23 protein-coding genes are annotated in these 25,332 nt (G+C 71.6%); 18 read left to right on the top strand and 5 right to left on the bottom strand.

Going from position 1 to position 25,332, the window contains the following annotated elements:
• Positions 1-80: 80 nt before the first annotated feature.
• Together AC5P09_RS30205 and AC5P09_RS30200 are read left to right on the top strand one after the other, a co-directional pair.
• A complete protein-coding gene (locus tag AC5P09_RS30205; RefSeq protein WP_493876914.1) occupies positions 81-1,328 on the top strand; it encodes a cytochrome P450 in 1,248 nt (415 codons plus the stop codon).
• Complete coding sequence (locus AC5P09_RS30200) at positions 1,325-2,110, top strand: enoyl-CoA hydratase/isomerase family protein (RefSeq protein ID WP_493876913.1); 786 nt, start codon at positions 1,325-1,327, stop codon at positions 2,108-2,110. Before AC5P09_RS30205 ends, AC5P09_RS30200 begins: the two co-directional genes overlap by 4 nt.
• 142 nt (positions 2,111-2,252) lie before the next feature.
• On the opposite strand, the gene AC5P09_RS30195 is transcribed toward AC5P09_RS30200, so the two are convergent.
• Positions 2,253-3,395 carry an acetamidase/formamidase family protein gene (locus tag AC5P09_RS30195; protein WP_493876912.1) on the bottom strand — a complete coding sequence of 381 codons (1,143 nt, stop codon included), beginning with the start codon at positions 3,393-3,395 and terminating at the stop codon, positions 2,253-2,255.
• Between the two features lie 143 nt (positions 3,396-3,538).
• Between AC5P09_RS30195 and AC5P09_RS30190 the strand changes: the two genes are divergently transcribed.
• Positions 3,539-4,285 carry a sulfite exporter TauE/SafE family protein gene (locus tag AC5P09_RS30190; RefSeq protein ID WP_493876911.1) on the top strand — a complete coding sequence of 249 codons (747 nt, stop codon included), beginning with the start codon at positions 3,539-3,541 and terminating at the stop codon, positions 4,283-4,285.
• Positions 4,286-4,397: 112 nt separating this feature from the next.
• Here AC5P09_RS30190 and AC5P09_RS30185 read toward each other — a convergent pair whose 3' ends face one another.
• Positions 4,398-6,611: a cytochrome P450/oxidoreductase gene (locus AC5P09_RS30185; protein WP_493876910.1), complete on the bottom strand. Its 2,214-nt coding sequence runs from the start codon at positions 6,609-6,611 to the stop codon at positions 4,398-4,400.
• 132 nt (positions 6,612-6,743) lie between these two features.
• The gene (locus AC5P09_RS30180; RefSeq protein ID WP_493876909.1) at positions 6,744-7,826 is read right to left on the bottom strand and encodes an NAD(P)-dependent alcohol dehydrogenase; all 1,083 of its coding nucleotides are present in this window, start codon (positions 7,824-7,826) and stop codon (positions 6,744-6,746) included.
• Positions 7,827-7,898: 72 nt separating this feature from the next.
• Here AC5P09_RS30180 and AC5P09_RS30175 point away from each other — a divergent pair, with 72 nt between their 5' ends.
• The 9 genes from AC5P09_RS30175 (at position 7,899) to AC5P09_RS30135 (ending at position 18,682) form a co-directional block, all read left to right on the top strand.
• The gene (locus AC5P09_RS30175) at positions 7,899-9,344 is read left to right on the top strand and encodes an aldehyde dehydrogenase family protein (RefSeq protein ID WP_493876908.1); all 1,446 of its coding nucleotides are present in this window, start codon (positions 7,899-7,901) and stop codon (positions 9,342-9,344) included.
• 11 nt (positions 9,345-9,355) lie between these two features.
• Entirely contained in the window at positions 9,356-10,534 is a 1,179-nt protein-coding gene (locus AC5P09_RS30170) for a PucR family transcriptional regulator (RefSeq protein ID WP_493876907.1), read from the top strand.
• A gap of 227 nt (positions 10,535-10,761) precedes the next feature.
• The gene (locus AC5P09_RS30165; protein WP_493876930.1) at positions 10,762-11,784 is read left to right on the top strand and encodes an alcohol dehydrogenase catalytic domain-containing protein; all 1,023 of its coding nucleotides are present in this window, start codon (positions 10,762-10,764) and stop codon (positions 11,782-11,784) included.
• A complete protein-coding gene (locus AC5P09_RS30160; protein WP_493876906.1) occupies positions 11,781-13,160 on the top strand; it encodes an amidohydrolase family protein in 1,380 nt (459 codons plus the stop codon). The genes AC5P09_RS30165 and AC5P09_RS30160 overlap by 4 nt, the downstream gene beginning before the upstream one ends.
• A gap of 13 nt (positions 13,161-13,173) precedes the next feature.
• A complete protein-coding gene (locus AC5P09_RS30155) occupies positions 13,174-13,842 on the top strand; it encodes a flavin reductase family protein (RefSeq protein ID WP_493876905.1) in 669 nt (222 codons plus the stop codon).
• Positions 13,843-13,907: 65 nt separating this feature from the next.
• Complete coding sequence (locus AC5P09_RS30150) at positions 13,908-15,002, top strand: BMP family ABC transporter substrate-binding protein (RefSeq protein ID WP_493876904.1); 1,095 nt, start codon at positions 13,908-13,910, stop codon at positions 15,000-15,002.
• 34 nt (positions 15,003-15,036) lie between these two features.
• Positions 15,037-16,593: an ABC transporter ATP-binding protein gene (locus tag AC5P09_RS30145; protein ID WP_493876903.1), complete on the top strand. Its 1,557-nt coding sequence runs from the start codon at positions 15,037-15,039 to the stop codon at positions 16,591-16,593.
• The gene (locus AC5P09_RS30140) at positions 16,590-17,771 is read left to right on the top strand and encodes an ABC transporter permease (protein WP_493876902.1); all 1,182 of its coding nucleotides are present in this window, start codon (positions 16,590-16,592) and stop codon (positions 17,769-17,771) included. Before AC5P09_RS30145 ends, AC5P09_RS30140 begins: the two co-directional genes overlap by 4 nt.
• Positions 17,768-18,682: an ABC transporter permease gene (locus AC5P09_RS30135; RefSeq protein ID WP_493876901.1), complete on the top strand. Its 915-nt coding sequence runs from the start codon at positions 17,768-17,770 to the stop codon at positions 18,680-18,682. The genes AC5P09_RS30140 and AC5P09_RS30135 overlap by 4 nt, the downstream gene beginning before the upstream one ends.
• Before the next feature lie 254 nt (positions 18,683-18,936).
• Here the strand turns inward: AC5P09_RS30135 and AC5P09_RS30130 are convergent, their stop codons facing one another.
• Complete coding sequence (locus AC5P09_RS30130; protein ID WP_493876900.1) at positions 18,937-19,971, bottom strand: aldo/keto reductase; 1,035 nt, start codon at positions 19,969-19,971, stop codon at positions 18,937-18,939.
• A gap of 189 nt (positions 19,972-20,160) precedes the next feature.
• Here AC5P09_RS30130 and AC5P09_RS30125 point away from each other — a divergent pair, with 189 nt between their 5' ends.
• The 6 genes from AC5P09_RS30125 (at position 20,161) to AC5P09_RS30100 (ending at position 24,356) form a co-directional block, all read left to right on the top strand.
• Positions 20,161-20,613, top strand: a complete 453-nt coding sequence (locus AC5P09_RS30125; protein WP_493876899.1) for a VOC family protein — start codon at positions 20,161-20,163, stop codon at positions 20,611-20,613.
• A complete protein-coding gene (locus tag AC5P09_RS30120) occupies positions 20,598-20,993 on the top strand; it encodes a nuclear transport factor 2 family protein (protein ID WP_493876898.1) in 396 nt (131 codons plus the stop codon). Before AC5P09_RS30125 ends, AC5P09_RS30120 begins: the two co-directional genes overlap by 16 nt.
• Before the next feature lie 157 nt (positions 20,994-21,150).
• On the top strand, positions 21,151-22,011 hold the full coding sequence (locus AC5P09_RS30115) for a fumarylacetoacetate hydrolase family protein (RefSeq protein ID WP_493876897.1): 861 nt from the start codon (positions 21,151-21,153) through the stop codon (positions 22,009-22,011).
• A gap of 26 nt (positions 22,012-22,037) precedes the next feature.
• Complete coding sequence (locus tag AC5P09_RS30110; RefSeq protein ID WP_493876896.1) at positions 22,038-23,201, top strand: amidohydrolase family protein; 1,164 nt, start codon at positions 22,038-22,040, stop codon at positions 23,199-23,201.
• 28 nt (positions 23,202-23,229) lie between these two features.
• Positions 23,230-24,003, top strand: a complete 774-nt coding sequence (locus AC5P09_RS30105; protein ID WP_493876895.1) for an HpcH/HpaI aldolase family protein — start codon at positions 23,230-23,232, stop codon at positions 24,001-24,003.
• Positions 24,000-24,356 (top strand): cupin domain-containing protein, encoded by a 357-nt coding sequence (locus AC5P09_RS30100; protein WP_124442829.1) that lies wholly within the window; start codon positions 24,000-24,002, stop codon positions 24,354-24,356. The genes AC5P09_RS30105 and AC5P09_RS30100 overlap by 4 nt, the downstream gene beginning before the upstream one ends.
• Positions 24,357-24,474: 118 nt before the next feature.
• On the opposite strand, the gene AC5P09_RS30095 is transcribed toward AC5P09_RS30100, so the two are convergent.
• The gene (locus AC5P09_RS30095; protein ID WP_493876894.1) at positions 24,475-25,272 is read right to left on the bottom strand and encodes an IclR family transcriptional regulator; all 798 of its coding nucleotides are present in this window, start codon (positions 25,270-25,272) and stop codon (positions 24,475-24,477) included.
• Between the last annotated feature and the right edge of the window lie 60 nt (positions 25,273-25,332).

The raw sequence follows: 25,332 nt of genomic DNA, 5'->3' as shown, positions 1-25,332 counted from the left end.
CGAGAACACAGTGTTATTGGATGCTTCAAGCACCCCACGGGTACGTATGGCGGCTGATTGCTCAGAAAGGAGCCGTCATCGTGGAAAGTGTCGCGACTCCGTCATCCGACCGCCGGGCCACCGTCGCCCTCTTCTCCCGTCTACGGACGGCGGAGGGGCAAGCCAATCCCTTTCCGATCTACACGGAACTCCGGTCGAGGGGCGGAGTCAGCCCAGCCCCCTGGGGCGGCTCCCTCGTGACCAGCTTCAGCATGTGCGACCAGATACTCCGCAGCAGCGACTGGCTGGAGCCGGACCAGAGCTGGCGGGAGCGCCAGGGCCCGCGCACCCGCTGGAGCGCCCCCTCCTCACGCGAGATAGGCAGCACCATGCCTGCTCTCAACCCCCCGCAGCACACCAGGGTGCGCCGGGCGGCCGGCACCTTCGACCGCGGCACCATCGAGCGGATCGGCCGGACGGTGAGCCGGGTGACCGACGGCCTCCTGGACTCCCTGGCCGACCACCTGCACGCCGGGGAGGCCGACTTCGCCGCCCTGGTGAGCGAGGAGCTGCCGGTCGCCACGATCGGCGACTGGCTCGGCCTGCCGAGCGCCGACTGGCCGCGCCTGCGCGAACTGACCCACGACCAGGTCTTCACCCAGGAACTGCTGCCCTCGGCCAGCCAGTTGGCCACGTCCGACGTCGCCATGGCCGAACTCCGCGACTACTTCGTCGACTTAGTACGCGACCGGCGTACCCACCTCGGCGAGGACCCCGTGTCCCGATGGATAGAGGCCTGGGACGCCATCGAACCGGACCAGGACAAGGCAGACCAAGAGGTCTACTTCTTGGCCCTGTTCGTCCTCCTCGCAGCCCTGGAGACCACCTCCACCCTGCTGTCGACCATGACGCTCCTGCTCGTCGAGGACCCGGAGCGGTGGGACCTGGTCGCCACCAGTCCGGACCTGGTGCCCGCCTTCGTGGAGGAGACGCTGCGCTACGACTCTCCGACGCACGTCATCAGCCGGGTCGCCGCCAAGGACTGCACCCTGGGGGGCTTTGAGGTCCGCAGGGACGAAATGGTCCACCTCATGGTGGGGGCAGCCCACCGGGACCCGGCCAGACACAGCGATCCCGAGCGATTCGACCTCCACCGCAAGTCCGCCCACCTCGCCTTCAGCGGTGGCATCCACTACTGCCTCGGCGCGCCGCTGGCTCGCCTGGAGGCCCAGACCCTGCTCCGTCAACTGGTCACACGCCTGCCCCGCCTCACCCTCGTGCGCCGCCCGCCGAGGGCGCCCCGGGTGGCCTTCCGCCGCCTGCTGAAGCTGGACGTCGCCCTCGCATGAACGAAACCTCCACCGTCACCGTCACTGCCCCCACCGCCAAGGCCGTACTCGCCGAGCAGGACGGCCCCGTCCTCCATGTCCGCCTCAACCCCTTCGAACAGGACGACACGCTGAGCGTGGCCGTTCTCGACGACCTCATCGCCCTGTTCGACGGCCTCCACGAACGGCCCGACATCCGCATCGTGTTGCTGTCGTCCATGGGCGAGGACTTCTGTCTGGGGGCCGACCGCCATGAATACGTGGATGCCCTCGCCCTGGATCCGACGGGTGCCACCCTGCGGCGCATCGCGGACAAGGCCCACCGCCTGTGCCAGGCCCTGGAGAGCACGCACGCCGTCACCATCGCCCGGCTCCACGGCAAGGTCATCGGCGCGGGCCTCGCGCTCGCCGCCTACTGCGACCTGCGCGCGGGCGCGGACACCTGCCGGTTCCGTATGCCGGAGGTCGGGGTAGGCCTCCCGCCGGCCTGGGGCGGAGCCATGGGTCGCCTCATCTCCGAAGCCGGCGTCGCCAGGATCCGCGAACTCATGCTCACCTGCAACGTGTTCGACGCAACCACCGCCCACCGGCTCGGTCTCCTCCACAAGGTCGCGCCCCTCGACCAGTTGGACCATGCCGTCGACGCATGGACGAGACCGCTCGTCCGACGCTCGCCCGAGGCCCTCGTCCTGACCAAACGCATGCTCGCCGGCTACGCACGAGCCGACCGCACGGCCGACGTCGCCCTGCTCGACGCCCACCTCCTGACGGCACATCTCAACCAGCGCGCAGCCGTGACCTGACGGCCCCGCAGCGAAGCGCTCCCAGCGGGTTGTCGCCGTCAGCGCGGACGGCGTCATCCGCAGGGCGATCAGACGGTTGCAGTGCCGCCCGGGTCCTTCTCGGGGTCCTGAGCGTCGGCGCGCACAAGCGGGCATCCACCCGTCAGTCCGGTCGGCGGACCTCGTGGAAGTCGGACTTGCGGATCTTCGCGTGGACGCCCTTCACGTCGTCGACGACCTGGGAGACCGCGAAGTCGCCTGCCGCGCTGAGGTATGCCATCGCCAGATGGCGGTCGATGCCGTAGTCGGTCGTGAGCAGGTCCAGCGCGCAGCGCACGCAGTCGCGCATCGCCTCGTTGAGGTCCTTGTCCAGGCCGATCGGCACCAGGTAGTCGTCCGTCTCGGCGAACGGGGTGACGCGGCCGTGGCCGGGCCGCAGAGCGGCACCGCCCGGCACCACGTCGAGCTTCACGGTGGCGCGCAACGACGCCTCGAACGCGGTGAGGGCGACCTCGCCGTCGCCCTGGGCGAAGTGGGGGTCCCCGAAGTAGACCAGCGCGTCGTCGGCCTGCACCGGCAGGTACAGCGTGGCGCCCTCGCCGAGCAGGGAGATGTCGATGTTGCCCCCGTGGCGCCCCGGCGGCACCGAGTGCGGCCGCTCGTCGCCGGGCACCGCCACGCCCATCACGCCGAGGAACGGCCGCAGCGGAAAGCGCAGGGAGCCGCGGGAGGGGTCCGTCGGATCCACCGCCATCCGGCCCCACGCGCCGTGGCGATCGGCGTGTGCCGTGGCGAAGGTGAACGCGGGACCGGCCAGCGAGGGCATCTCGCCGGGGAGCGCGCCGAAGCCGTGGCGTGCGGAGACCATGCCGTACGGAACCCGCGGGGTGAGGCCGAGGACCGTGATGGCGAGCAGATCACCGGGCCGGGCGCCGGCCACGGCTATCGGCCCGGTGACGAGGTGCGGCCCGTCGTCGTCGAAGTCGTGCGGCATACCGGAGTCCGCCACCTGCTGGGCGTCGTCCAGCACATGGCCGCCGCCGACGCCGTATCGGCCGAAGAACTCACCGGGGTTGCGGCCCTGGTCCTCGAGGACTCCCTCGTGGCTGAGCGTGTCGACCGTGACGACGGCGCCCGGTCGCACGACCGCGCACGGTGCGTCCGCCTCGCATGGAAGGCGCCCCCACAGGGTGTTCCCGGGCGTGGCCGGGACGTAGGTCGTCGACGCGATCGCTCCGTGGCCTGGCTGGAGAATCGGGAAGCCGGTCGCGGCGACGTCGAGAAGGGGCGAGTCGATCGCAGTCATGGCCGACCTTTCATGGAGGGGAAGGGCTGGCCCGACGCTAGGAACGTCCCGTTGCCCCGGTGTTTCCGGTTGAGGTCCGTGCCGTAACGCTGTCTCGTATGGCAACATGGCATCTCGCATAAGTTGCAGTGGAGGAGACCCGGATGGACGTCGGCGACGTTGTTCTCATCGGCGGTGCCGGCCTTGTCGGCGGATTCGTCAACTCCATCGCAGGCGGTGGGTCGCTGCTTCTCTTCCCCGCCCTGGTCGCCGGCGGGCTGGGTACGGTGGCCGCCAACGTCACCAACTCCGTGGCGCTCTGGCCCGGTTACCTGGGCAATGTGGCGGCACTGCGGGGGTCTGCCCGCCCGTCGTGCGTGAGGTCACTGACGGTCGTGTCCGCAGTGGGTGCCGCCGCCGGATGCGCAGTGCTGCTGCTCACTCCGACACGGGTCTTCTCGGTCGCGGTGCCGTTCCTCGTCCTCGGGGCCAGTGCCCTCCTCGCCTTCCAGCCCAAGTTGCGGGCGCTGCTCGGCGCCTCTGACGACGACCACCGCGTCCAGCTGTACGCCGGGACGTTCGCCGGCGCGGTCTACGGCGGTTACTTCGGAGGCGGGCTGGGAGTCATCCTGATGGCCCTGCTCGGCCTCACACTGTCCGCTCCGCTGGCCGAGGTGAGCGTCCTCAAGGGGACGTTGCAGCTGGTCGTGGCCACCGTGTCGCTCGTCGTGTTCGCGTTGTTCGGCCCTGTGCACTGGATGATCGCGCTCGTGGTCGCGCCGGCGTCCCTCGCCGGGGGAGTGCTCGGCGGCCGGCTGTCGACGAGGCTGAGCGAGCCGGTGCTGCGCGCCGCCGTGGTCGGCTTCGGCGTGCTGGCGGGCGTCTGGCTGGGTGTCCGCGCCTTCGGCTGACCGTTCCTGGAGGGGGATCGTCAGGCCGCGCCGGACCGGCCACCGCGCGGGTCGGTAGCCGGCTGGTGGGCGGCGCTCGGTCCTTGAACGCCGCCCACCAGCCGACCACGGCTCAGAGGTCGAGGACGAGCCGGTCGCCCTGACACCGGCCGACGCAGACCATCATGGTGCGCCCGGCGAGGCGTTCCTCGTCGGTGAGTACGGAGTCCCGGTGCTCCGGTGTCCCGGCGAGCACACGGGTCTCGCAGGCGCCGCAGTATCCCTTCTCGCAGTCGTAGGACAGGCCGGGTACGGCGTCGCGCAGGACCTCGATGAGGCGGCGGCCGGCCGGCACGGTGAGGGCGACTCCCGCGCGCGCGAGCTGGACCTCGAAGTCCCGGTTCTCGGCGGCGTCGTACGCCGTCTCAAGGCCGTCGCCGGCGGTGAAGCGCTCCAGGTGCAGCCGGTCGGTGAGGTCCAGGCGGGCGCACTCGCGCTCGACGGCCGCCAGCATCGGGCCCGGCCCGCAGGCGTAGACGGCGGTGTCCGCGTCCAGGTCGCCCAGCAGCCGGGGAAGGTCCGGCATTCCGGCCTCGTCCTGGGGGAGCAGGGTGAGCGCGTCGCCGGCGACGGCGGCGAGTTCGTCGGCGAACGCCATCGTGGAGCGGGTGCGTCCGCCGTACACGACGGTGAAGGGCGTGCCGCGTCCGGCGGCCTCGCGGACCATGGCGAGGATCGGGGTGACACCGATGCCGCCGGCGAGGAACAGGTAGGACGCCGCCGGTACGAGCGGGAAGTGGTTGCGCGGCCCGCGTACCGCGAACACGGCTCCCGGGCGGGCCAGTTCGTGGAGTTCGGTCGACCCGCCCCGGCCCCGGGGCTCGCGCAGGACGCCGATGCGCCAGGCCGTGGCGTCGGCGGGGTCTCCGCACAGCGAGTACTGACGCAGCCTGCCCGAGGGCAGCCGCAGCTCGACGTGCGCGCCGGGCCGCCACGCGGGGAGTTCGCCTCCGTCCGGCAGGGCGAGGTCGACGGCGACGACGTCCTCGGCCGTGGCGTGCACCGCGGTGGCCCGCAGCGGAGTGGGCGTGGTCAGCGCGCGGATCGAGCCTGCCCCTGCCGTCGCCCGGGGACCGGGCGTGAAGAGCGCCGGGACCGCGTCCCAGCCGGACTGGTTGCCGCGCGTCGGGTAGGCGACGAGCCCGTCCTCGATCACCCGGTAGTCGGGCAGCCGGGTCAGGACCTGGGTCATCATCACGCGGAACATGGCTCGGGCGAGGTGTGCGCCGGCGCAGCGGTGCGAGCCGATCCCGAAGCTGAGATGCCGGCTGGCGTCGCGGTCCAGTCGCACCTGCTCGGGGTCGGGGAACACCGCCGGGTCGTGGTTCGCGGCGACCCACGGGATCAGCACGCGGTCACCCGCGCGCATCGGGCAGCCGCCGACCTCGACGTCCTGGGTGACCGTGCGCGCCATCGACTGCGAGGGGGCGAACGCGCGGAGGAACTCCTCGGTCGCGGTGTCCAGCAGATCGGGGGAGTCGACGAGCCGCTGGCGCTGCTCGGGGTGGCGAGCGAGGTGGACGAGCGTCGATCCGGTCAGGGAGGTGGTGGTGTCGACGCCGCCGGCGATGAGCAGGCCGATCACCGACACCAGCTCGTCCTCGCCGAACTCGCTGCCGTCGTCGCGCCGACCGGCGACCAGCGCGCTGACCGCGTCGGCCCGCGGCGCGGAGCGGCGTTCGGCGATCAGCTCGCGGATGCGCTGATCCATGTAGGCCAGCCCGGCGGCCCCGCGCACGGCGCGCTCGCTGCCGGCTGCCGCGGCGAAGATGTCGTGGATCGGCCCGGCCAGCTTGGCCCAGTCCTCCTCGGGGAAACCGAGCCAGTCGAGGGTCACCGCGGCCGGCAGCGGGTTGGTGAGGTCACGGACGAAGTCGCAGGAGCCGAGCTCGACGAAGTCGTCCACGATGCGGGCGGCGTGGCGCTCGATCATGGGCACCAGCCGCTCGATCGCCTCCGGGGTGAGCAGCGGGTTGATCAGGTGCCGGTACTCGGTCGACCGCGGCGGGTCGAGCTCGATCGGATACTGGTCGAGGCCCGGGCCTTTGGGGATGACGATGCCGACGCCCTGGCCGCCGTGGTCGCTGCGGGCCGAGGAGAACGTCTCGTCGTCGCGGGCGATGCGGGCCACATCGGCATACCGCGTCGTGTAGGTGAAGCCGCCGTAGGCGGTGGAACGGCCTACCGGGCAGCTCTCGCGCATGCGCGCGTAGTAGGCGACCGGATCGGCGTTGGCCTCGTCTGAGTGGTGGTCGAAGTCGAAGTCGAAGTCGATGTCGGCGGACATGGTGGGCACGCTCCACGTGCTCGGCCTTCTGCGCGGTGTTGTCCGGCCGCGCCACCGGATGTCTGGTGCCTCATCGGCGTCGCCACCCTAAGGTGCTGCCGCGGTGCGCGACAACGCCGGGTGGGCGACGTCTCAGAAGGTCAGCACAGCTTTGCCGACCGAGCCGGACCGGACCGCCGCGACGGCCTCGTTGATCTGCTCGAACGGGAAGTAGGTGATCATCTTCTCGACCGGGAACCGGCCCTTGGCGTTGAGCTCCAGCAGCTGGGGCAGGAACACCTGCGGCAGGCTGGACCCGCCGATGATGCCGGTGACGCTGCGCCCGTTGAGGATGCTGCGCCAGTCGAAGCTCATCGACTCGCTCGGGCCGACGCCGATGACTCCGGCACGGCCGAGCGGCCCGAGAGCCTCCACCGCGACGCGCAGGACGTCCTCGCGCCCGGTCGTGTCGATCACGAAGTCGAACCCCTCGGGGACGAGGGCCGCCAACTGCTCGGCGACGGGCGCGGCCGCGGAGTCGACGGTGTGCGTGGCGCCGAAGCCGCGGGCCGCCTCCAGCTTGGCCGGGTTCACGTCGACGGCGGCGACGACCGCGCAGCCGCTCAGCGAGGCGGCGATGATGGCGGCCACGCCGACAGCCCCCGCCCCGAAGACCGCGATCGACGAGCCGGGGCGCGGCTGCAGCACATTGAGCACGCCGCCGGCGCCGGTCTGGAAGCCGCAGCCGAAGGGTCCGGCCCGCAGCAGGTCCAACGACGGGTCGATCTTTACGACCGCCCGCTCCGGTGCGACGACGTGGCTGGCGAACGACGACTGGCCCAGGAAGTGGGCGTTGACCTCGCGGCCCTCATGGGTCACCGCGGTGGAGCCGTCGGGGCGGCGGCCGGAGAAGTTCACCGCGTCGAAGCCGCGGCAGTAGGCCGGCGAGCCGGTGCGGCACAGCGCGCACGTGCCGCACGACGCGAAGGACATGGTGACGCTGTCGCCCGGGCGCAGGGAGGTGACATGCGCGCCGACCTTCTCGACGACGCCCGACCCCTCGTGCCCGAGCAGCGCCGGGGTGGGGAAGAAGGTGGCGAACTCGAGGTCGGTGCCGCAGATGCCGACGCCGGCGACGCGGACGAGTACCTCGTCGGGACGGGGCTCCTCCAGGTCCACCTCGGTCAGGACGAACGGCTGTCCGGCTTGCTCCAGCAGAGCGGCGGTGGCGCGCACCAGGCCTCCTCAGTGACTCACATAGCGAGATCGCATATTGACATGCGTGACAAGGTCGGTCAAGGTTCACGCATGGCTGCTGTTGACTTCCCTTCCTCCCAGCAATTCATCGACGGCGAGTGGGTCGCGGCCCGCGACGGCGGCACGCTGGACATCGTCGATCCGGCCACCCAGCAGGTGATCACCAAGGTGGCGCTGTCGGGCGGAGCCGATGTCGACGACGCGGTCGCCGCGGCGCGCCGCGCCTCCCCTGGCTGGGCGGCGACCAACCCCACCGAGCGCGGGGCACTGATCCGGCGCTGGGCCGACCTGATCCTCGCCGACGTCGAGGCGCTGGCCGCCGTCGAGGCGAGGGACGTGGGCAAGCCGCTGTCCGGGGGCCGGACGAACATCTACATCGCCCACGACATCATCAACTACTTCGCGGGCGCGGCCGACAAGCTCACCGGCGTCACGCTGCCGACCCGCAGCCCCGACTACCTGGGCTACACGGTTCCCGAGCCGTACGGCGTCTGCGCCGTCGTCATCCCGTGGAACGTGCCGGCCGTGCTCACCGCCGCGAACGTCGCGCCGGCGCTCGCCGCGGGCAACACGGTCGTCCTCAAGCCGTCCGAGATCGCGCCGCTGGCCCCGTTCGCGCTCGTCGAACTCGCCCGCCGCGCCGGCTTCCCGCCGGGGGTGATCAACGTCGTCGCGGGCGGCCCCGAGGCGGGCGCCGCGCTGACCTCGCACCCGGGCGTCGACCACATCAGCTTCGTCGGCTCCACCGCCACCGGGCGGGCGATCATGACGGCCGCCGCGCAGAACCTCGTCCCGGTGAAGCTCGAACTCGGCGGCAAGTCGCCGAACGTGCTGTTCGCCGACGCCGACCTCGACACGGCGATCGAGGCGGTCGTCGCCTCGATCACCGAGAACGCCGGGCAGAACTGCTACGCCGGTTCCCGGCTGCTCGTTGAGGCCTCGGTGCACGACGAGGTCGTGGAGCGGGTCGCCGCCGCCATGGCCGCGGTCAAGACGGGGCCCTGGGACGCCGACCTGGACATGGGGCCGCTGGTCAGCGCCGCGCAGTTCGCGCGCGTCAGCGGCTTCCTAGAGGACGCGCCCCGCGAGGGCGCGCGGCTGGTCGCCGGTGGCGCGCCCACCGGCGAGGGGTGGTTCGTCCAGCCGACCGTGTACGACCGGGTGGACGCGGGCATGCGCGTCGCCCGCGAGGAGGTCTTCGGCCCGGTCCTCGCCGTGCAGTCGTTCCGCGACACGGCCGAGGCGACCGAGCTGATGAACGCGACGGACTTCGGCCTGCTGGCCTGCATCTGGACCAACGACGTCTCCCGGGCCCTGCGGCTGGCGAAGGACGTCCGCTCCGGGCAGGTGGCGGTCAACCAGTTCCACGACGCCGGAGTGATCGGCTTCCCCTTCAACATGCAGAAGGACAGCGGCTTCAGCCGGGGCGGCGGGTACGCGGCGCTGCGCGAGTACACGCAGGAGAAGGGCGTGGCCATCCGGCTGCTGGACCGCTGAGACGGGACACCATGGGAACCATCGCCGAGGCACGGTCCGGACCGGCCCGGGACGGATGGGGGCCGGACGCCGAAACTGCCGGGCTGGAGCGGGAACTGACCGAGGCCGTCCTCGCCGGCGCCGCGCGCTCGGACGTACTCCGCGCGCTGTCGCGGGCGACCGGCCGACAGGTGCGCCTGCTGTCCGCCGAGGGCGCGCCGCTGGCGAGCACCGACGGCGGCACAGGGGTGTCGGCCACGGTGGCGGACAGCGTGCTCGCCGGTGTGGCCGGACCGGTGGTCGACACGCTCGACGGGCTGCGTGCCACGGCGCTGCCCGTGCGTGCGGGGGCGACCGTGGGCGGCGTGCTGCTGACCGTGGGTCCCGGTGACCCACGGGCGCAGGCGCTGGCCGCTGCCGCCGTCACCCCCCTTCTCATCGACGCCCTGCGCGGAGGGGACGGCTCCGCCGAGGTCTCGCCACAGCACACACCGGCCGACGTTGTCGCCGCGCTGCGGTCCGGGACGGTGAGCCCCTCGGTGTGGGCGGCGGCCGCGGGACTGGGGATCGATCTGCAACGACCGCCGGCCGGTGCCGTACTCCACTACAGCGGCTCCCGACTGCGCGCCTGGTCCACCGCCCTCGCCTGGCTGGAGCACCCTGTGCAGCAGGAGGCGCGCACGGCGTGGACGGTGGTGCCGGGCGAGGCGGAACTCGCCCGTCTGCAGAGCCGGCTGCGCCTCATGACCGGCGACGAGTCCGCCGGTGACCACGTCGTCGCGGCGAGCGGCTCCCGCCCCGACTCACCGATCGGTCTGGCCCGGTCCTTCACCGAGGCCAAACGGCTGCTCGGGCTGGCCAGGAGCCGGCACGCCCCGCTGCTCACCTTCGGTGGCTGCGGGGTGGTCCAGGTACTGTTGCCGCTCCCGCGCGCGGAGCTGGAGGCGTACGCCGAGGCGCACCTCGGGCCGATCCGGGAGCGTCCGGAGCTGATGGCGACGCTGCGTGCCTGGCTGGCCGAGCGGGGCAGCCGGCAGAGCGTCTCCGAACAACTCCATCTCCACCGCAACTCGGTGGGCTACCGGGTCCGCCAGATCAAGACCCTCCTCGGCACGGACCCCCTCCTTCCGGCCGCCTCGGCGCAGTTGCACCTGGCGCTCGCGGCGCTCGACCTGCTCGCCGCCGACGAGCAGGTTCCAGCCGGTCGCTGAACGCCCCTCCGCTGCGGCCGGGGTGGCGCGGCGCCTGTGTCAGGACCCGCTCATTCCGAGCCGCAGCCTGCGCTGTGAGCTTTACGAACGGGCGCAACGCCGACGAAACCCAGTTTTTCCATACAAGCGTTGACAGCACTGGTCGGCATGGGCAGAGTGGCCTCACAATACGTTCCACCGCCTCGCAATGCGAGACGGCTGAGGTGAGGAGGGCCGCGGTGCGAGCGATGGTGCAGACCGACTTCGGGGGAACCGAGGTCGTGTCCCTGCAGGAGGTCCCGGAGCCGGTGTGCGGTGCCCGCGACGTCGTCGTCGAGGTCGCGTACTGCGGGCTGAACCGTCTGGACCTGCTGCAGCGCAAGGGGCCGGGTCTGATCCCCGGCTTCCGTCTTCCGCACGTGCCGGGCATGGACTTCGCCGGAACGGTGGTGGCGACCGGATCCTCGGTCAGCTCCATCGTCCCGGGCGACCGGGTCATCGCCGATCCCACCCAGGGCTGCGGCAGCTGCCCGCGCTGCTCGGTGGGCGATCGTGCGTACTGCGCCAACTCGCGCATCCTCGGCGCCAATGCCCCCGGCGCGCTCGCCGAATACGTCCTGGCGTCGGCCGAATCGATCGTCCGGGTCCCCACGTCCCTGCCGCTGGACGAGGCCGTCACCCTGCCCACCGCCTTCGCGACGGCCTGGCACGCGGTGCACACGGTCGGAGCACTGGACGCCGGTGAGACCTTCGTGGTGCACGCGGCCGCGAGTCCCGTCAGCCTGGCGGCCATCGCGCTGGCCAAGCAGGCCGGTGCCTCGGTCGTCGCCTTCGCGGGCAGCGACGCGAAGCTGGCCGCCGCCCGCGCGGCCGGCGCGGACCTGGCCCTGCGCAACGACGAACCGGACCCGGCGAAAGCGGTGACGGCCTTCACCGACGGCGCCGGCGCGGCCCTGGTCCTGGACCACGTCGGCACCGACACCTGGCGCACCTCACTGGACTGCCTCGGCATCCGCGGGCGTCTGGTGATGCTGGGCAACACGAGCGGCGACCAGGTGTCGTTCTCGCTCCAAGAGGTATTCCATCGCGGCCTGAAACTGCTGGGCGCCGGCGGCTACACCTCGGCCGACTTCGTCGCCGCCACGTCAGCCTGCTTCGCCGACCGCCTGCACCTGGCTACGGCCGCCCGGTTCCCGCTCGGGGATCTCGCCGACGCCTGGGACGTACTCGGCGCCCGCGACACCATTGGAAAGGTCGTGATCACGCCATGAACGATCTGCTGATCGTGGGCGGCGACATCGTCACCATGGACTCCGCGCGGCGGGTCCTCACCGGCGCGACGCTCGCCGTGTCCGGGGACAGTATCGCCGCGCTCGGCACGACCGAGGACCTGCGCGCCCGCTTCCCGGGCGCACGGGAGATCGACGCGTCGGGCTGTGTCGTCATCCCGGGTCTCGTCGATGCTCACCAGCACACGACCGTCGACCCCCTTGTGCGCAGCACGATCCCGGATCACATCAGCTCGCAGGAGTCGATCTTCGACTGGATCGTCCCGCTGCACGCCCACGCCGACGGTGACGACGACGAACTGGCCGCGACCATCACCGCCGTCGAATGCCTGTCCCGGGGCATCACCACCGTGCTGGAGCCGGGCACGGTGGCCTACCCGGAACGGGTCGCCGCGGGGCTGGGCGCCGCGGGTATCCGCGCGCGGGTCGGCGGCTGGGGCTGGGACGCCGAGGGCGTGCCGTTCGGCGCCCCCGCCGACGAGGTGCTCTCCAGGCAGGAGGACATCGTCCGGTCCCTGCCGGCCACCGGCCCGGTCACCGGATGGGTGACCCTCGTCGGTCACGACCTCGCGAGCGACGAGCTCTTCGCCGGAGCGGCGAGCCTGGCCGAGCGCCTCGATGTCGGACTGACCTGGCACGTCTCGCCGGGACCCGCCGACGCCGAGGCGTACGCCAAGCGCAGCGGGCGCCGGCCGGTGGTCCACTTCGGCGAACTGGGCGTACTCGGCCCGCGCCTGCTCCTTGGGCACGCCGTCTGGCTCGACGACACCGAGGTCGACGCGATCCTCGAGACCCGTACCGCGGTCGCCGCCTGCCCGGGGGCCTACCTGCGTCTCGCCCAGGGCTACACCCGCGCCTCGCGCCACGCCGAACTGGTGCGCCGGGGCGGCCGGGTGGCCCTCGGCTGCGACGCCCACAACGCCGGCGACGCCCCGGACGTCCTGCTGGCCGCCTACCTGTTCGCCGGCCTCGAACGCGACCGTGACCTGCCCGACCCGATCCGCGCCGAGCAGGCGTTCGCCCTCGCGACGGTCGACGGCGCCGAGGCGGTCGGTCTCGGCGGGCGGACCGGCTCCCTCGAGGTCGGCAAGGCCGCCGACATCGTCGTACTCGACACCCGCGACCCCGCCTGGATGCCCCGCGGCGACCTGGCACGCCAGCTCGTGTGGGGCCACGTGTCGCGCACCGTCCGTGACGTGCTGGTCGACGGCCGTGTGGTCGTCCGCGACCGGCAGCCGACCGGCATCGACCTCGCCGCCGTCGCCGAGGCCGCCGCCGAGCGGTCCGCCGCACTGCTGCGGCGCGCCGGCCTCACGCCCCGCCCGACCTGGCCGACACGGCCGGCGGGCACCCCGTAAAGGAGACCATCCGTTGAACGTCATCCACATGTCCGGACGCTCTCCGGCCCACAAACAGGGCCTGCTCTCGCAACTGGTGGTACCGCGCCCGATCGCGATGATCACCACGCTCGACCCGGACGGAGGGGTCAACGTCGCGCCGTACAGCTACTACATGCCGGTCAGCGGCGAACCTCCGCTGATCGCGGTCACCATCGGCGCCCAGCGGGAGGCGACTTCGGAGCCGAAGGACACCTGGCTCAACATCGAGCGCACGGGTGAGTTCGTCGTCAACGTCACCACCGCCGAGATCGCCGAGCACATCGAGGCGGTCGCCCGCGAATACCCCCGCGGCGTCAGCGAGATGGACGTCGCCGAGTGGCGGTCCGTGCCCTCACAGGTCCTCGACACGCCGTCGCTGGCCGACAGCCCCGCGCACCTGGAGTGCCGCGTGCACGAGGTCATCGACCGCGGCGACCACACGTCCTGCTTCTCGGGCGTGCACATCCTGCTCGCCGAGGTCGTCTGCATCACCACCGACGACTCGATCATGTGCGCCCCGGACCGCATCGACCCCACCCAGGTCCGAGCGGTCGGGCGAATGGGTTTCCCGTGGTTCGTCACCGCCGGTGAGGAGTCCATCTTCCACCAGGAGCGGATCGCCTACGCGGACCTCGACCGGGCCGCCCCGTCCGCCAACTGACCCCACCCCCCTCTGTTTTCGCCACCGCCTCTACATGGCGGTGCCACCCAGCGAATGGAACGCACATGACCGCAAGAAGCTCGCTTCGTCATAGTCGGGCCCCGCTCGGCCTCGCCCTCGCCCTCACCGGAGCCCTCGCGCTCTCCGGCTGCGCCAGCAACGAGGCGACGGCAGCCAAGACGACACCCGCGGCGAGCGGCACCGGCGGCTCGGGCCTCAACGAGCCCGACGTCAACGGTGACGGCAAGGTCGTCATCGGCGTCCTCAGCCCCGGCGACATCAATGACCACGGCTACTACGAGAGCTTCGTCGACTCGGCGGACGCCTTCGCCAAGGAAAAGAGCTGGACGGTCATCAAGCGCGGCAGCGTGCCCGCGAGCGACGCGCTCAGCGCCGCACGCGCGCTGTGCCAGCAGCACGTCGACATGGTCGCCCTCGCCGCCAGCGAGCTCAAGGCCGCCATCCCGGCCTCCGAAGAGCCGGTCTGCGCCAAGACCGCCTGGTACGTGCCGTCGTCGGCGAACATCGACCAGACCCCGCGGATCATGCTGTCCTCCGACAACCCCAACCAGTCGATGCTCGCCGCCGGCTACGCCGCGGGCCTGAAGATGAAGGCGGCCGGCTACACCAAGGCCGGGTTCGTCACCGGCATCAAGGCCGACTTCAGCGTCCTGGGAGCCAAGGCCTTCCTGGCCGGCATCCGGGAGGTCGTCCCCAAGGCCACCCTGGTGAGCACCTACACCGGTGACTTCAACGACTCGGCGAAGGCCAAGGAGGCCATCCAGGCCCAGATCAGCCAGGGCGCCAAGGTCATCTACCCCTACCTCGGCGGCGCGACCGACGCCGCGGCGCAGGTGGCGAACGCCAACGGCGTGCTGACCCTCACCCCGGGCACCGACCGGTGCGACTCGACCAGCCCGAAGTTCGACATCTCGGTGATCTTCAGCCCGGGTGACTACTTCCGCGCCGCCCTGGAGGACTTCGCCAAGGACGAGCTGAAGATGGGCACGCCGCGCGTGTGGCAGCTGGGCGTCGACCCCTTCCCGACCGTGAAGATCTGCAAGGGCCAGGGCGACGAGGACCAGCAGCTGGCGGACTTCATGAAGAAGATCGGCAGCAAGGAGATCGACCCGGCGGCCGAGGTCAAGCGCCTCGGCTGACCGTGCCGACACCGACCCAGGAGATTCACACGCGATGACACCGACGACCTCAGCGGCCCGGATCCTCGAGCTGCGTGGCATCACCAAGTCCTACGGATCCGTCACGGCCTGCGACGCCGTGGACCTCACCGTCGACGCCGGCGAGATCCATGGTCTCCTGGGCGAGAACGGTGCGGGCAAGTCCAGTCTCATGAAGGTCCTGCTCGGGCTGATCCGGCGCGACGCCGGCACCGTGCTGGTGCGCGGCGAACAGGTCGCGCTGGACAGCCCGCAGGAAGCGGCCGAGCTGGGCATCGGCATGGTGCACCAGCACTTCAGCCTCATCAGCGGGCTCACCGTGTGGGAGAACGTCGCGCTCGGCGACACCGGCGCGGTGAACAAGCAGGCCATCTGCGCCGACATCGCCGAGGTCGCCGCACGGTACGGGCTGCCGGTCGACCCCGAGGCGCGCGTCGACGCGCTCTCGGCGGGCGAGCGGCAGCGCGTCGAAGTGGTCAAGTGTCTGCGGCGCAACCCGCAGATCCTGATCCTGGACGAACCCACCTCGGTGCTGACCCAGGCCGAGTCGCAGGAACTGTTCGCCGTGCTCGGCCGGGTGGTGCAGGAGGAGGGGCGCGCGGTCATCCTCATCAGCCACAAGCTCGCCGAGATCGTGCAGGCCACCGACCGGGTGACGGTCCTGCGCAAGGGCCGCGTCGCGTTCCGGACGGTCACCGCCGAGACCACCGCGCCGGAACTGGCCCGCCAGATGGTGGGCCGGGACGTGTCACTGCACGAGGAGGGAGCCGCCCTCGGCCTGCTGCCGGTCAACACGACCCGCACGGGCCAGGGCGGGGCACACGACCGGCCCGCGCCCGTCCTGAGCCTGGCCGGGATCACCGTCGAAAAAGGCGGCGTGAAGGTTCTTCAAGGACTCGACCTGACCGTGGGCGCGGGCGAGATCTGCGCTCTGTACGGCGTCGAGGGCAGCGGCCAGGCGGTGCTCGGCGAGGTCCTGGCCGGGCTGCTCGCGCCGACCGCCGGCACTGTCGAGGTCGCCGGGCGCCGGGTCGACGTGAGCCGGCCCGGCGCGCTCGGGAAGGCAGGCCTCGGCATCGTGCCGGAGGACCGCCACCAGAGCGGCGTCGTCCTCGACATGAGCGTCACCGAAAACCTGACGATGAAGTCGCTCGACAGGCTCAGCGGCCGGTTCCTGCTGCGCCGGCGCGCGATGCACGCCGAGGCCCGTCGCCTCGCCGACGAGTTCAACATCGTCACCCCCTCACTCGACGCACCGGTGCGCAGCCTGTCCGGAGGCAACCAGCAGCGCGTCGTGCTCGCCCGGGAACTGTCCGGTCGCACCAGCGTGCTGGTGGCCGCGCAGCCCACCCACGGGCTGGACGTCGGAGCCATCGAGGACATGTACGCCCGGCTGCGCCAGGCGGCCGCGGACGGCGTCGGAGTGCTGCTCATCTCCACCGAACTCGAGGAAGTCATGGCCCTTGCAACCTGGATCGCGGTGATCTCGTCCGGGCGCATCACCGGAGCACTCCCCGCCTCGGAGGCGACCCCCGAGCGACTGGGCATGCTGGTCGGCGGTGAGGCCGCATGAGCGCCGCCTCGCTGACGAACGGGGACGAACTCGCCAGGCGCTTTCTCGCCCGGCTTCGGCCCGGGCGCGGTGGCTGGCTGACGGCGGGTCTGACCGCCGTACTGGTCGCCGTCGCCGCGGCCGCGTCCGCCCTGCTGCTCGTGCTGACCGGTGGTTCGCCGAGTGCTTCGGCGGACGCGATATGGACCGGGAGCCTGGCCGACGCGACGGGATGGACGACGACGCTGCTGAACGCGGCGCCGTTGCTGCTGGTCGCGGTCGGTGCGTGCATCTGCGCGGCGGCCGGCACGTTCAACATCGGCCAGGAGGGGCAGGTCCTCATCGGCGGCCTGGCCGGAGCCTGGGTCGGACTGCGGCTGGCCGTGCCCGGCCCGACGCTGGTCGTCGTGGTGCTGATCGCCGCGGCCGTCGGCGGTGGCGTCTGGGCCGCGTTCAGCGCGGTGATGCTCCGCCTGCGCGGCGTCAACGTCCCGGTGAGCACCCTGCTGATGACGTTCCTCGCCATCCAGCTCGTCACCTTCGCGGTCAGCACTCCGTGGTTCCTGCAGGAGAGCGCGCAGGGCTCCTCGGGCATCGCCGACGCGGCGTCCAACCAACTGCCGGCAGGCGCCCGGCTCGGCGGCTTCGGGCAGTACCCGTCGGTGCAGTGGAACATCGGCCTGTTCATAGCCCTCGTCGCCGCGGTCGGCGTCGCTGTGGTCCTCACCCGCAGCCGGTGGGGCTTCCGGGTGCGCATGCTCGGACTGAATCCGCTGACGGCCAAGCACACCGGGGTGCGGGTGGCCGCGCTCGGCGGCTTCACCCTGGCACTGTCCGGCGCCTTCGCAGGGCTGGCGGGCGGGCTGCTGCTGGTCAGCCCGGTCGGCACCAACCGGCTGCAGGCCGGGCTCTCGGACAACTTCGGCTGGGACGGCCTGCTCGTCGCGCTCGTCGCACGCAACCGGCCCCTGGTCGCGATCCCGGTGTCGCTGGTGTTCGCCGTGCTGCGTGCGGGCGGTGACTTCCTCTCGGCCACGGGCGTGCCGTACTTCCTCGTCGACGTCGTCAAGGCGCTGCTGGTCCTCGCGTTCGTCGCGCCGCCCGTCCTCATCGATCTCTTCAGGAGGCGTCGCGGTGCCACCCCGCAGGCGGCGCCCGACCTGTCCGTCGTCCCGACCAAGGTGAAGGCAGCCGCGTGAGCGTTCTGGACAGCACCACCACCATTCTCGCCAGCGGTGTCCGGCTGACCGTGCCCCTGGCGTTCGCCGCCTGCGGTGAGTACGTGGCCGAGCGCGCCGGCACGATGAACATCTCCGTCGAGGCGATGATGCTCGGCGCCGCGTTCACCTCGATCGCCACCGCGAGCGCGACCGGCAGCGCCAGCGTCGGTCTCGTCGCCGGCGTCGTCACGGGCCTCGTCCTCGGCTTCGTGCACGGCAACTTCTCCCACCGGGCGCAGATCAACACCTTCGTCGTCGGCCTGGTGCTGAACGCGCTGGTGCTCGGGCTGACGAGCTACCTGATCACGACGAACGAGTTCGTCTCGCACCAGGTCCACATGCTGTCGATCCCGCTGCTGCAGGACATCCCGCTCATCGGCAAGCCACTGTTCTCCGAACGCTGGCCCGCCTTCCTGCTGCTCGCGCTGATACCGCTCACCTGGTGGCTGGTCGAGCGCAGCCGATGGGGCCTGGAACTGCGGGCGGTGGGGGAGAACCCCCAGGCCGCCGACGTCACGGGCATCAAGGTGAACGTGCGGCGCCGGCAGGCCCTGCTGTGGTGCGGCGCACTGGCCGGACTCGGCGGCGCGTACCTCGCGGTCGGCGAGGTCGGATCGTTCAACCAGAACATGACCGCCGGACGCGGATACATCGTCATCGCCGCGGTGATCTTCGGAGCGTGGCGGCTGGGCCGGACCATGCTCGGCTGCCTGGTCTTCGGCCTCTCCGACGCGATGCGCCTCGCGCTCCCGGCGCTCGGCGTCACCCTCAACGCCCAACTGCTCGTAGCGGCCCCGTACCTGCTCGCGCTCCTGGCCATGCTCCTCTTCACCACCCAGCACCGGGAACCCGGCGCGCTCGGACGGCCTTTCGAGCGCGGGTCGACGTGACGGCCGGAACCAGGCGACGGCGGATGCCGACCCCGCGAAGGCACGGGGCCGGCATCCGCCGTGGGTGTGGAGCATCGCCGTCAGGGGCGGTGCAGTGCCGAGGTCTCCAGCAGCCGTGGCTGGTGGCTGACGTCGAGCGGGTTGAGCGTGCTGTCCGGCGGTGGGTGCATTCGATGGCCGGGATGCGGCGAGGACGGATGTCGGCTGCGCGAACGCGTGGGGCCGGCATCCGCCCTGGGTGTGCGGCATCGCCGTCAGCGGCGGCGCAGTGCTGCGGTCTCCAGTGCCGGCGGGGTGTAACCGACGTCGGCCGGGTTGAGGACGCTGCCCGGCGCGACGAGTGCGTCGATCCGGTCCAGGGCCTCGGTCGACAGCGGCCGGTCCACCGCGGTGAGTTGCGACAGGAGCTGGTCGTGGGTGCGCGCGCCCATCACGGCCGTGCTGACGCCGGGATGGGCGAGCACGAACCGCAGCGCCAGCTCGACCAGCGTGCAGCCCTCCTCGGCGGCCAGGTGCACGAGTTCCTCGACGACGGCGAGCTTGCGCGTGCGCATCTGCTCGTCGGCGAAGTCGAAGTGGTCGCTGTTTCTCAGCGCGCGCGAGTCCGCCGCCGGTTCGTCCCCGGCCCGGTACTTGCCCGTCAGCCAGCCGCCGTTGAGCGGGCTCCAGACCATGACGCCCATACGGTGCCGCTCAGCGGTGGGCAGGGCCGCGGCCTCCGCGTGCCGGGCCAGGATCGAGTACGACAACTGCTCCACGGTGTACCGCTCGCGGCCACCGCGCCGTGCCGCCCACTGGGCCTCCACGATCTCCTCGGCCGGGAAGCTCGACGAGCCGATCGCCCGCACCTTGCCCGCCCGCACCAGGTCGCTGAGCGCGCCGAGGGTCTCCTCGACGTCGGTGTGGGGATCGGGACGGTGGACGAGATACACGTCCAGGTGGTCCGTCCCCAGCCGGCGCAGGCTGTCCTCCACGGCACGCCTGATCCACAGCCGGGAGGTGCCGCCCCGGTTGCGGTCGAGCGGGCCGGAGGGCATCCGGCTCGCGACCTTCGACACCAGGACGACGTCGTCGCGCCGTCCCTTCAGCGCCCGGCCGATGATCTCCTCCGACTCGCCGAAGGCGTACACGTCGGCGGTGTCGACGACGTTGACCCCGGCGTCCAGCGCCGTCGCCACCATGCGGTGGCACTCCGCCTCGTCGGTGTTGCCCCAGGCGCCGAACATCATCGACCCCAGACAGAGCTGACTCACCTCTATGCCTGTCCCACCCAGAATCCGGTAGTGCATGCCTGCCCTCGTCTTCCCAGCCGACGCCCTGTCGCTGTCCTCTCGCAGGCTCGCACAGCGGCAGGCCGCAAACCGATGTCGCGCGGGGCCAGCATCCCTGGCCTGCGTGTTGTGTCCGCAGCACATCGACCCACGGGTGCGTGCGCACCTAGGCTCAAAGAAATCCGAACCACTCACCATGGAGGTACCGTGGCCACCGGCCTCACCTCGGCACGCTGGACTCACGTCGCGCTGCCGACCGGCGATCTCGACAAGGCGATCGCGTTCTACACCGCACTGACTCCGCTGGTCGTGGTCGAGCGGTTCAAGGACGCCGACGGCGAGAGCGTCTGGCTCTCCAACGACCAGCAGGCCGAGACACCGTTCGTGCTCGTCCTGGTGTCGTTCAACAAGGACAAGGGCGGCCAGCTGGGCCTGCTGCACCCGTTCGCGCACCTCGGCATCGAGGTGCCGACGCGGGAGGACGTCGACGCGCTCGCGGACCGGGCCCGCGAGCTCGGCTGCCTGCACTGGGAGCCGAGGCAGATGCCCGAGCCCGTCGGCTACATCTGCGCCCTGAAGGACCCCGACGGCAACGTCGTCGAGATCTCCCACGACCAGCGGGTCTTCGACTCGGTCCGCAAGAAGTGGGGTTCGTCCTGAAGGACACCCGCGCCGCCGTCGAGGCGTACCTCGCGGCACTGAACGCGCACGACGCCGACGCCGTGGCCGCCTGCGTGGCCGAGGACTTCGTCAACGAGCACACGTCGTCGACGGGACAGAGCCGCAAGGGCCGCGCCGAGTACCGCGCCGCGCTGACCGGGTTCCTCGAGAACTTCGGCGACCTGCACTACGCGCCCGAGACCTTCCTCGTCGACGGCGAGTCGGCCGCGGTGCCGTACGTCATGACGTTCCGGATGCGCTCGCCGGGCGACCGCCCCGTACGCGTGCGCGGAGTCTTCGTGTTCACCGTCGTCGGCGGCCTCATCACGCGCCGCACGGACTACTGGGACAGCGGCGAGGTGCAGCGGCAGCTCGCCTGACGCCCCGGCCGCAGCCCGGAACCAGCTTCCTGACACCCCGTCCGCCTCTCGTGCGGACGGGGTGCCGGTGTTCCCGCCGCCTGACCTGCGTATCGCTCTGCATGACGCCGTCTCGCATTGCTTGACAGGATGCCGTCTCGCATTGAAAGATGCCGTCATGCAAGTGGTGACGACACAGTCCGGCCTGGGCCGGATCGAGGACGGGGCCATCGCCCTTTTGGACACGGCTTTTCCGCACGTCGGCGCGGTCCTCGAACAGGACGGCTCGCTGCAGGGTCTGGCGTCCTGTGCGGTGCGTCGGCGGATCCCGCTCGACCAGGCCACGCTCATGGCGCCGCTGGGCCGCCCCCGCGCGGTGTGGGGCGTCGGGCTCAACTACGTCTCGAAGGCTGCCCGGGCCGGCCGGGGCCTGCCCGAGCAGCCGATCCTGTACCTGGCCGCGTCGTCCGCCGTCCTGGCACCCGGCGCCCAGGTGGTGATCCCGCGGGCCGCGACCGAACCCGACTACGAGGGGGAGATCGCGGTCGTCGTCGGACGCCGGCTGTACCAGGCGTCCGAGTCGGAGGTCTGGCCCGCGATCGCCGGCATCACCGCGGCCAACGACATGACGGCGCGTGATGTCATGCGCGCCACCGCCACGCCCGCCCTCGCCAAGAGCTACCCGGGATTCACGCCGCTCGGTCCGTCGCTCCGCACTCCCGACGACCTCGCCGACCGCGACGCGATCCGCGTACGGAGCTGGGTCAACGGCGAACTCATGCAGGACGACACGAGCGCCGGGATGATCTTCCCGGTCACCGACCTGCTCAGCCGGCTGTCATGGTTCGCCGCCCTCGAACCCGGCGACGTCGTCCTCACCGGAACCCCGGCCGGCACCGGCCAGGACCGCGGATGCTTCCTGGTCGACGGCGACGAGGTACGGGTCGAGGTGGACGGCGTACTGCCCCTTGTCACCCCCATCGTGCGTCCCGCGGACGCCACACCGCACGACCACCGGCTGACCGAACCCGTCAGCTGACCGCCCCTCACACTGGAGCACAACCGATGCCCATCTCCTCCCCGTCGTCCTACGACCTCGTTCTGGCCGGCGGCACCGTCATCGATCCGGCGTCGGGCACCAACGCCCGGCTCGACGTGGCGGTCACCGGTGACCGTATCGCCGCGATCGGGGAAGGGCTGGCGGCGGGCGCGGCGCGCACGATCGACGTCACCGGCTCCACCGTGCTGCCGGGCCTCGTCGAGGGCCACACCCACATCTTCCAGTACGTCTCCGCCGTGGGCGCCCCCGCCGAGGAGGCGCACCTGCGCCGTGGCGTCGTCGCCGCGGCGGACGCCGGCACGGCCGGCGCCTCGACGTTCGCGGCCTTCCGCAAGCTGGTGGTCGAGGCGAACCCGCTGCGCATCGTCAACTTCCTCAACGTCTCGGTGCTCGGCCTGATCGACTTCAGGTTCGGCGAGCTGCTCAACCCCGACACCCTGGTCCCCGAGGACGCGCTCGCGACCGCCGAGGCCCACCCGGACATCGTGCGCGGCTTCAAGATCCGGCTGTCGGAGGACGTCGTCGGTGAGAACTGGGAGTCACTGCTGAAGAAGTCCGTGGCGCTGGCCGAACAGGCCCGCCTCCCGCTGATGGTGCACATCGGCGAGACCGAGGAGCCGGTGCCCGTAGTCCTGGACTTCCTGCGCCCCGGCGACATCGTGGCGCACTGCTACACCGGCAAGCCGAACGGCATCCTCGACGGCGACCAGGTCCACCCCGCCGTCATGGCGGCCCGGGAGCGCGGCGTGCTGTTCGACTCCGCGCACGGCAAGAGCAACCTCAGCTTCGAGGTGGCGCGCCGGGCGATAGCCGACGGATTCCTGCCCGACATCCTCAGCTCCGACACCAGCGCCCGCAACTGGCGCGGCCCGGTGTTCGACCTGCTCACCAGCATCTCCAAGCTGGTCGCGCTCGGCGCGCCGCTGGAGGAGTGCATCCGGCGGGCCACCGTCGCCCCGGCACAGCTGCTCGGGCTCGACACCGAGGGCTACGGGCGCCTGGTGGTCGGCGGGCGGGCCGACGTCACGGTCGTCGACTGGACCGACGAGGTCACCCTGCCCGACGCCGCGGGCAACACCATCCTCGCGCCGCGCCTGGAGCCGAGCGTCGTGCTGCACAAGGGCGCCGAGGTCGACATCGTGCCGTGGCGCGGCCTGCCGGCGGCGTGAGACGCCCGCCCGTCCCGGGGAGGACGCGATGAGCGTCGCTGACGTCCACCTGCTGCGGCGCCGGCTGCGCGCGGCCCTGACCACGGTGGAACCCGCCGTCGGCACGTTCGTCAAGCTGGCGTCGCCCGACGTGGTGGAACTGGCCGAGGCGGCCGGGTTCGCGTTCGTGGTCGTCGACCTCGAACACTCCACCCTCACCGAGCAGAACGCCGTCGACCTGGTGCGCCACGCGCACGCGTGCGGCCTGCCGGCTCTGGTTCGTGTACCCGAGGTGGACGCCGCCGCCGTCAACCGGCTCCTGGAGGCCGGGGCGGCGGGGATCCAGCTGTCCATGCTCACCCGCGTCGCGCAGGCCGAGGCACTCGTGGCGGCGACCCGTTTCGCACGCGCCGGCCGCCGCTCGGTCAGCCTGGCCAACCGGGCCGCCCGGTTCGGTGCGCTCCCGCTGGCCGCCTTCCTGGGCGCCGAGCAGGACGATCCGCCGGTGCTGGTGGGCCAGATCGAGACCGCGCGCACCGATCCTCTGCCGGATCTGCTCGCCCCTCTCGACGTGTGCTTCGTCGGCAGCACCGACCTCGCGGTCGACCTCGGCCTGCCGACCGACCCCGCGGTGCTGCGCGCCGCGGTGGACCGGGTGCGCGAGGCCGCCCGCTCGGCGGCGGTGGCGTTCGGCGGCTGGGCGCCGGCTCGGGGCGCCGCGCCGGACCTGGGCCTGAGTGACGCCGACTACCTGGTCGTCGGCTCGGACCTGCAGATGTTGGCGACCGCCCTGCGGACGGCCGCCGGAGAGGAAAACCAGTGACCACACGCAACGCGGCCCTGTTCAGCACCGTCCTCAACTGGGACGAGCTGCCGGTGACCCAGGTGCGGCCGGGCGTCCGCCGTCGCGTCTACGCGACGGACGAGATGATGATCTGCCACCACGAACTCGACGTCGGCATGACCCTCAACCCGCACCGGCACGAGGACTTCGACCAGCTGGTCCATATCGCCGAGGGGCGTGCGAACTACTACGTGGACGGTGTCGCGCACGACATGCGTGCGGGGTCGTTCCTGCTGGTTCCCCGCGGCAGCGAGCACTACGTGGAGCCGACCGAGGCACCCTGCGTGAACATCGACTTCTTCGTCCCTCCGCGGGCCGACCTGCTTCCCTGAACGAAGCCTCCCGCAATCTGTCACACCGTCAGAACCATCAGAACCGTCAGAACCGTCAGATCACGACAGCCGGCCCGCCGCTCTCCGCGGCGGGCCGGCTGTCGATCCAATGAGCGCGTCAGCCCCCGGTGGGTGTGCCGTCCGAGGTGCCCAGCCGCTGCGACAGAGCGCGGGTGGTCTCCAGCAGCGCCTGGGCCATCGGCGACTTGACGTCGTCGGGGACGGTCGCGGTCGTGCCGACGACCGCGAGCGTCCCGCTGATCGTGTCGCCCTCGAAGATCGGCGCCGCGATGGTGCGGACCCCGTTGACGGCGGGGGAGTTGACCGACAACCCGTGCTGACGGATGGCGGCGAGCTCCTCGGTGAGTTCGGCCGACTTGCGGACCGAACGCGGCAGCGTCGGCACCTGGTCCGGGGGCAGGAACGTGAGGAAGATCCGTCCCTGCGCCGAGGACGTCAGGTCGAGGCGCGAGCCGACCCGGACGCTGATGCGCACCATGTGGGCGGTGTTGTCCACCGAGCGCACCACGGTCGGCGACTCGCCGTCCCAGACCGACAGCACGATCGTCTCGTCGATGCGCCGGACCAGTTCCTCCATGTACGGCTCGGCGGCGGCGACGATCGGCAGGCCGGCCCGCGCGGCGGCAGCGAGCGTGAGCACCTGGGGGCCGAGGGAGTAGAGCGAGGTGCGCTCGTCGTAGCGCAGCAGGTTCGCCGCCCGCAGCGCCTTCGTGTAGCGGTGCGCGGTCGCCTTGCTCGCCCCCAGACGCGCGGTGATCTCGTTGAGACTCATGTGCGGCTTGCCGACCGTGAACGAGCCGAGGATCAGCGCCGCACGCTGCACCGTCTGGATGGTCGGCGCGGTGGTGTCGGGACCGCCTTGCTCGCCGGTGCCGGGCTGGGCCTTGGTGGCCATGGATTCTTGCTCCTGTCCCGTACTTAGTAAGGTGGTAAGACGTTGAATGGAACGTCGTAT

The sequence above is a fragment of the Streptomyces sp. a15 genome, assembly GCF_059026085.1.
This window is presented reverse-complemented; position numbering and strand designations above follow the sequence as displayed.

Bases quoted from the DNA above. Each gene is read 5' to 3' on its own strand.
- AC5P09_RS30200 (WP_493876913.1), top strand. From the start codon at position 1,325: ATGAACGAAACCTCCACCGTCACCGTCACTGCCCCCACCGCCAAGGCC.
- AC5P09_RS30195 (WP_493876912.1), bottom strand. From the start codon at position 3,395: ATGACTGCGATCGACTCGCCCCTTCTCGACGTCGCCGCGACCGGCTTC.
- AC5P09_RS30190 (WP_493876911.1), top strand. From the start codon at position 3,539: ATGGACGTCGGCGACGTTGTTCTCATCGGCGGTGCCGGCCTTGTCGGC.
- AC5P09_RS30185 (WP_493876910.1), bottom strand. From the start codon at position 6,611: ATGTCCGCCGACATCGACTTCGACTTCGACTTCGACCACCACTCAGAC.
- AC5P09_RS30175 (WP_493876908.1), top strand. From the start codon at position 7,899: ATGGCTGCTGTTGACTTCCCTTCCTCCCAGCAATTCATCGACGGCGAG.
- AC5P09_RS30170 (WP_493876907.1), top strand. From the start codon at position 9,356: ATGGGAACCATCGCCGAGGCACGGTCCGGACCGGCCCGGGACGGATGG.
- AC5P09_RS30165 (WP_493876930.1), top strand. From the start codon at position 10,762: ATGGTGCAGACCGACTTCGGGGGAACCGAGGTCGTGTCCCTGCAGGAG.
- AC5P09_RS30160 (WP_493876906.1), top strand. From the start codon at position 11,781: ATGAACGATCTGCTGATCGTGGGCGGCGACATCGTCACCATGGACTCC.
- AC5P09_RS30150 (WP_493876904.1), top strand. From the start codon at position 13,908: ATGACCGCAAGAAGCTCGCTTCGTCATAGTCGGGCCCCGCTCGGCCTC.
- AC5P09_RS30145 (WP_493876903.1), top strand. From the start codon at position 15,037: ATGACACCGACGACCTCAGCGGCCCGGATCCTCGAGCTGCGTGGCATC.
- AC5P09_RS30140 (WP_493876902.1), top strand. From the start codon at position 16,590: ATGAGCGCCGCCTCGCTGACGAACGGGGACGAACTCGCCAGGCGCTTT.
- AC5P09_RS30130 (WP_493876900.1), bottom strand. From the start codon at position 19,971: ATGCACTACCGGATTCTGGGTGGGACAGGCATAGAGGTGAGTCAGCTC.
- AC5P09_RS30115 (WP_493876897.1), top strand. From the start codon at position 21,151: ATGCAAGTGGTGACGACACAGTCCGGCCTGGGCCGGATCGAGGACGGG.
- AC5P09_RS30110 (WP_493876896.1), top strand. From the start codon at position 22,038: ATGCCCATCTCCTCCCCGTCGTCCTACGACCTCGTTCTGGCCGGCGGC.
- AC5P09_RS30105 (WP_493876895.1), top strand. From the start codon at position 23,230: ATGAGCGTCGCTGACGTCCACCTGCTGCGGCGCCGGCTGCGCGCGGCC.
- AC5P09_RS30095 (WP_493876894.1), bottom strand. From the start codon at position 25,272: ATGGCCACCAAGGCCCAGCCCGGCACCGGCGAGCAAGGCGGTCCCGAC.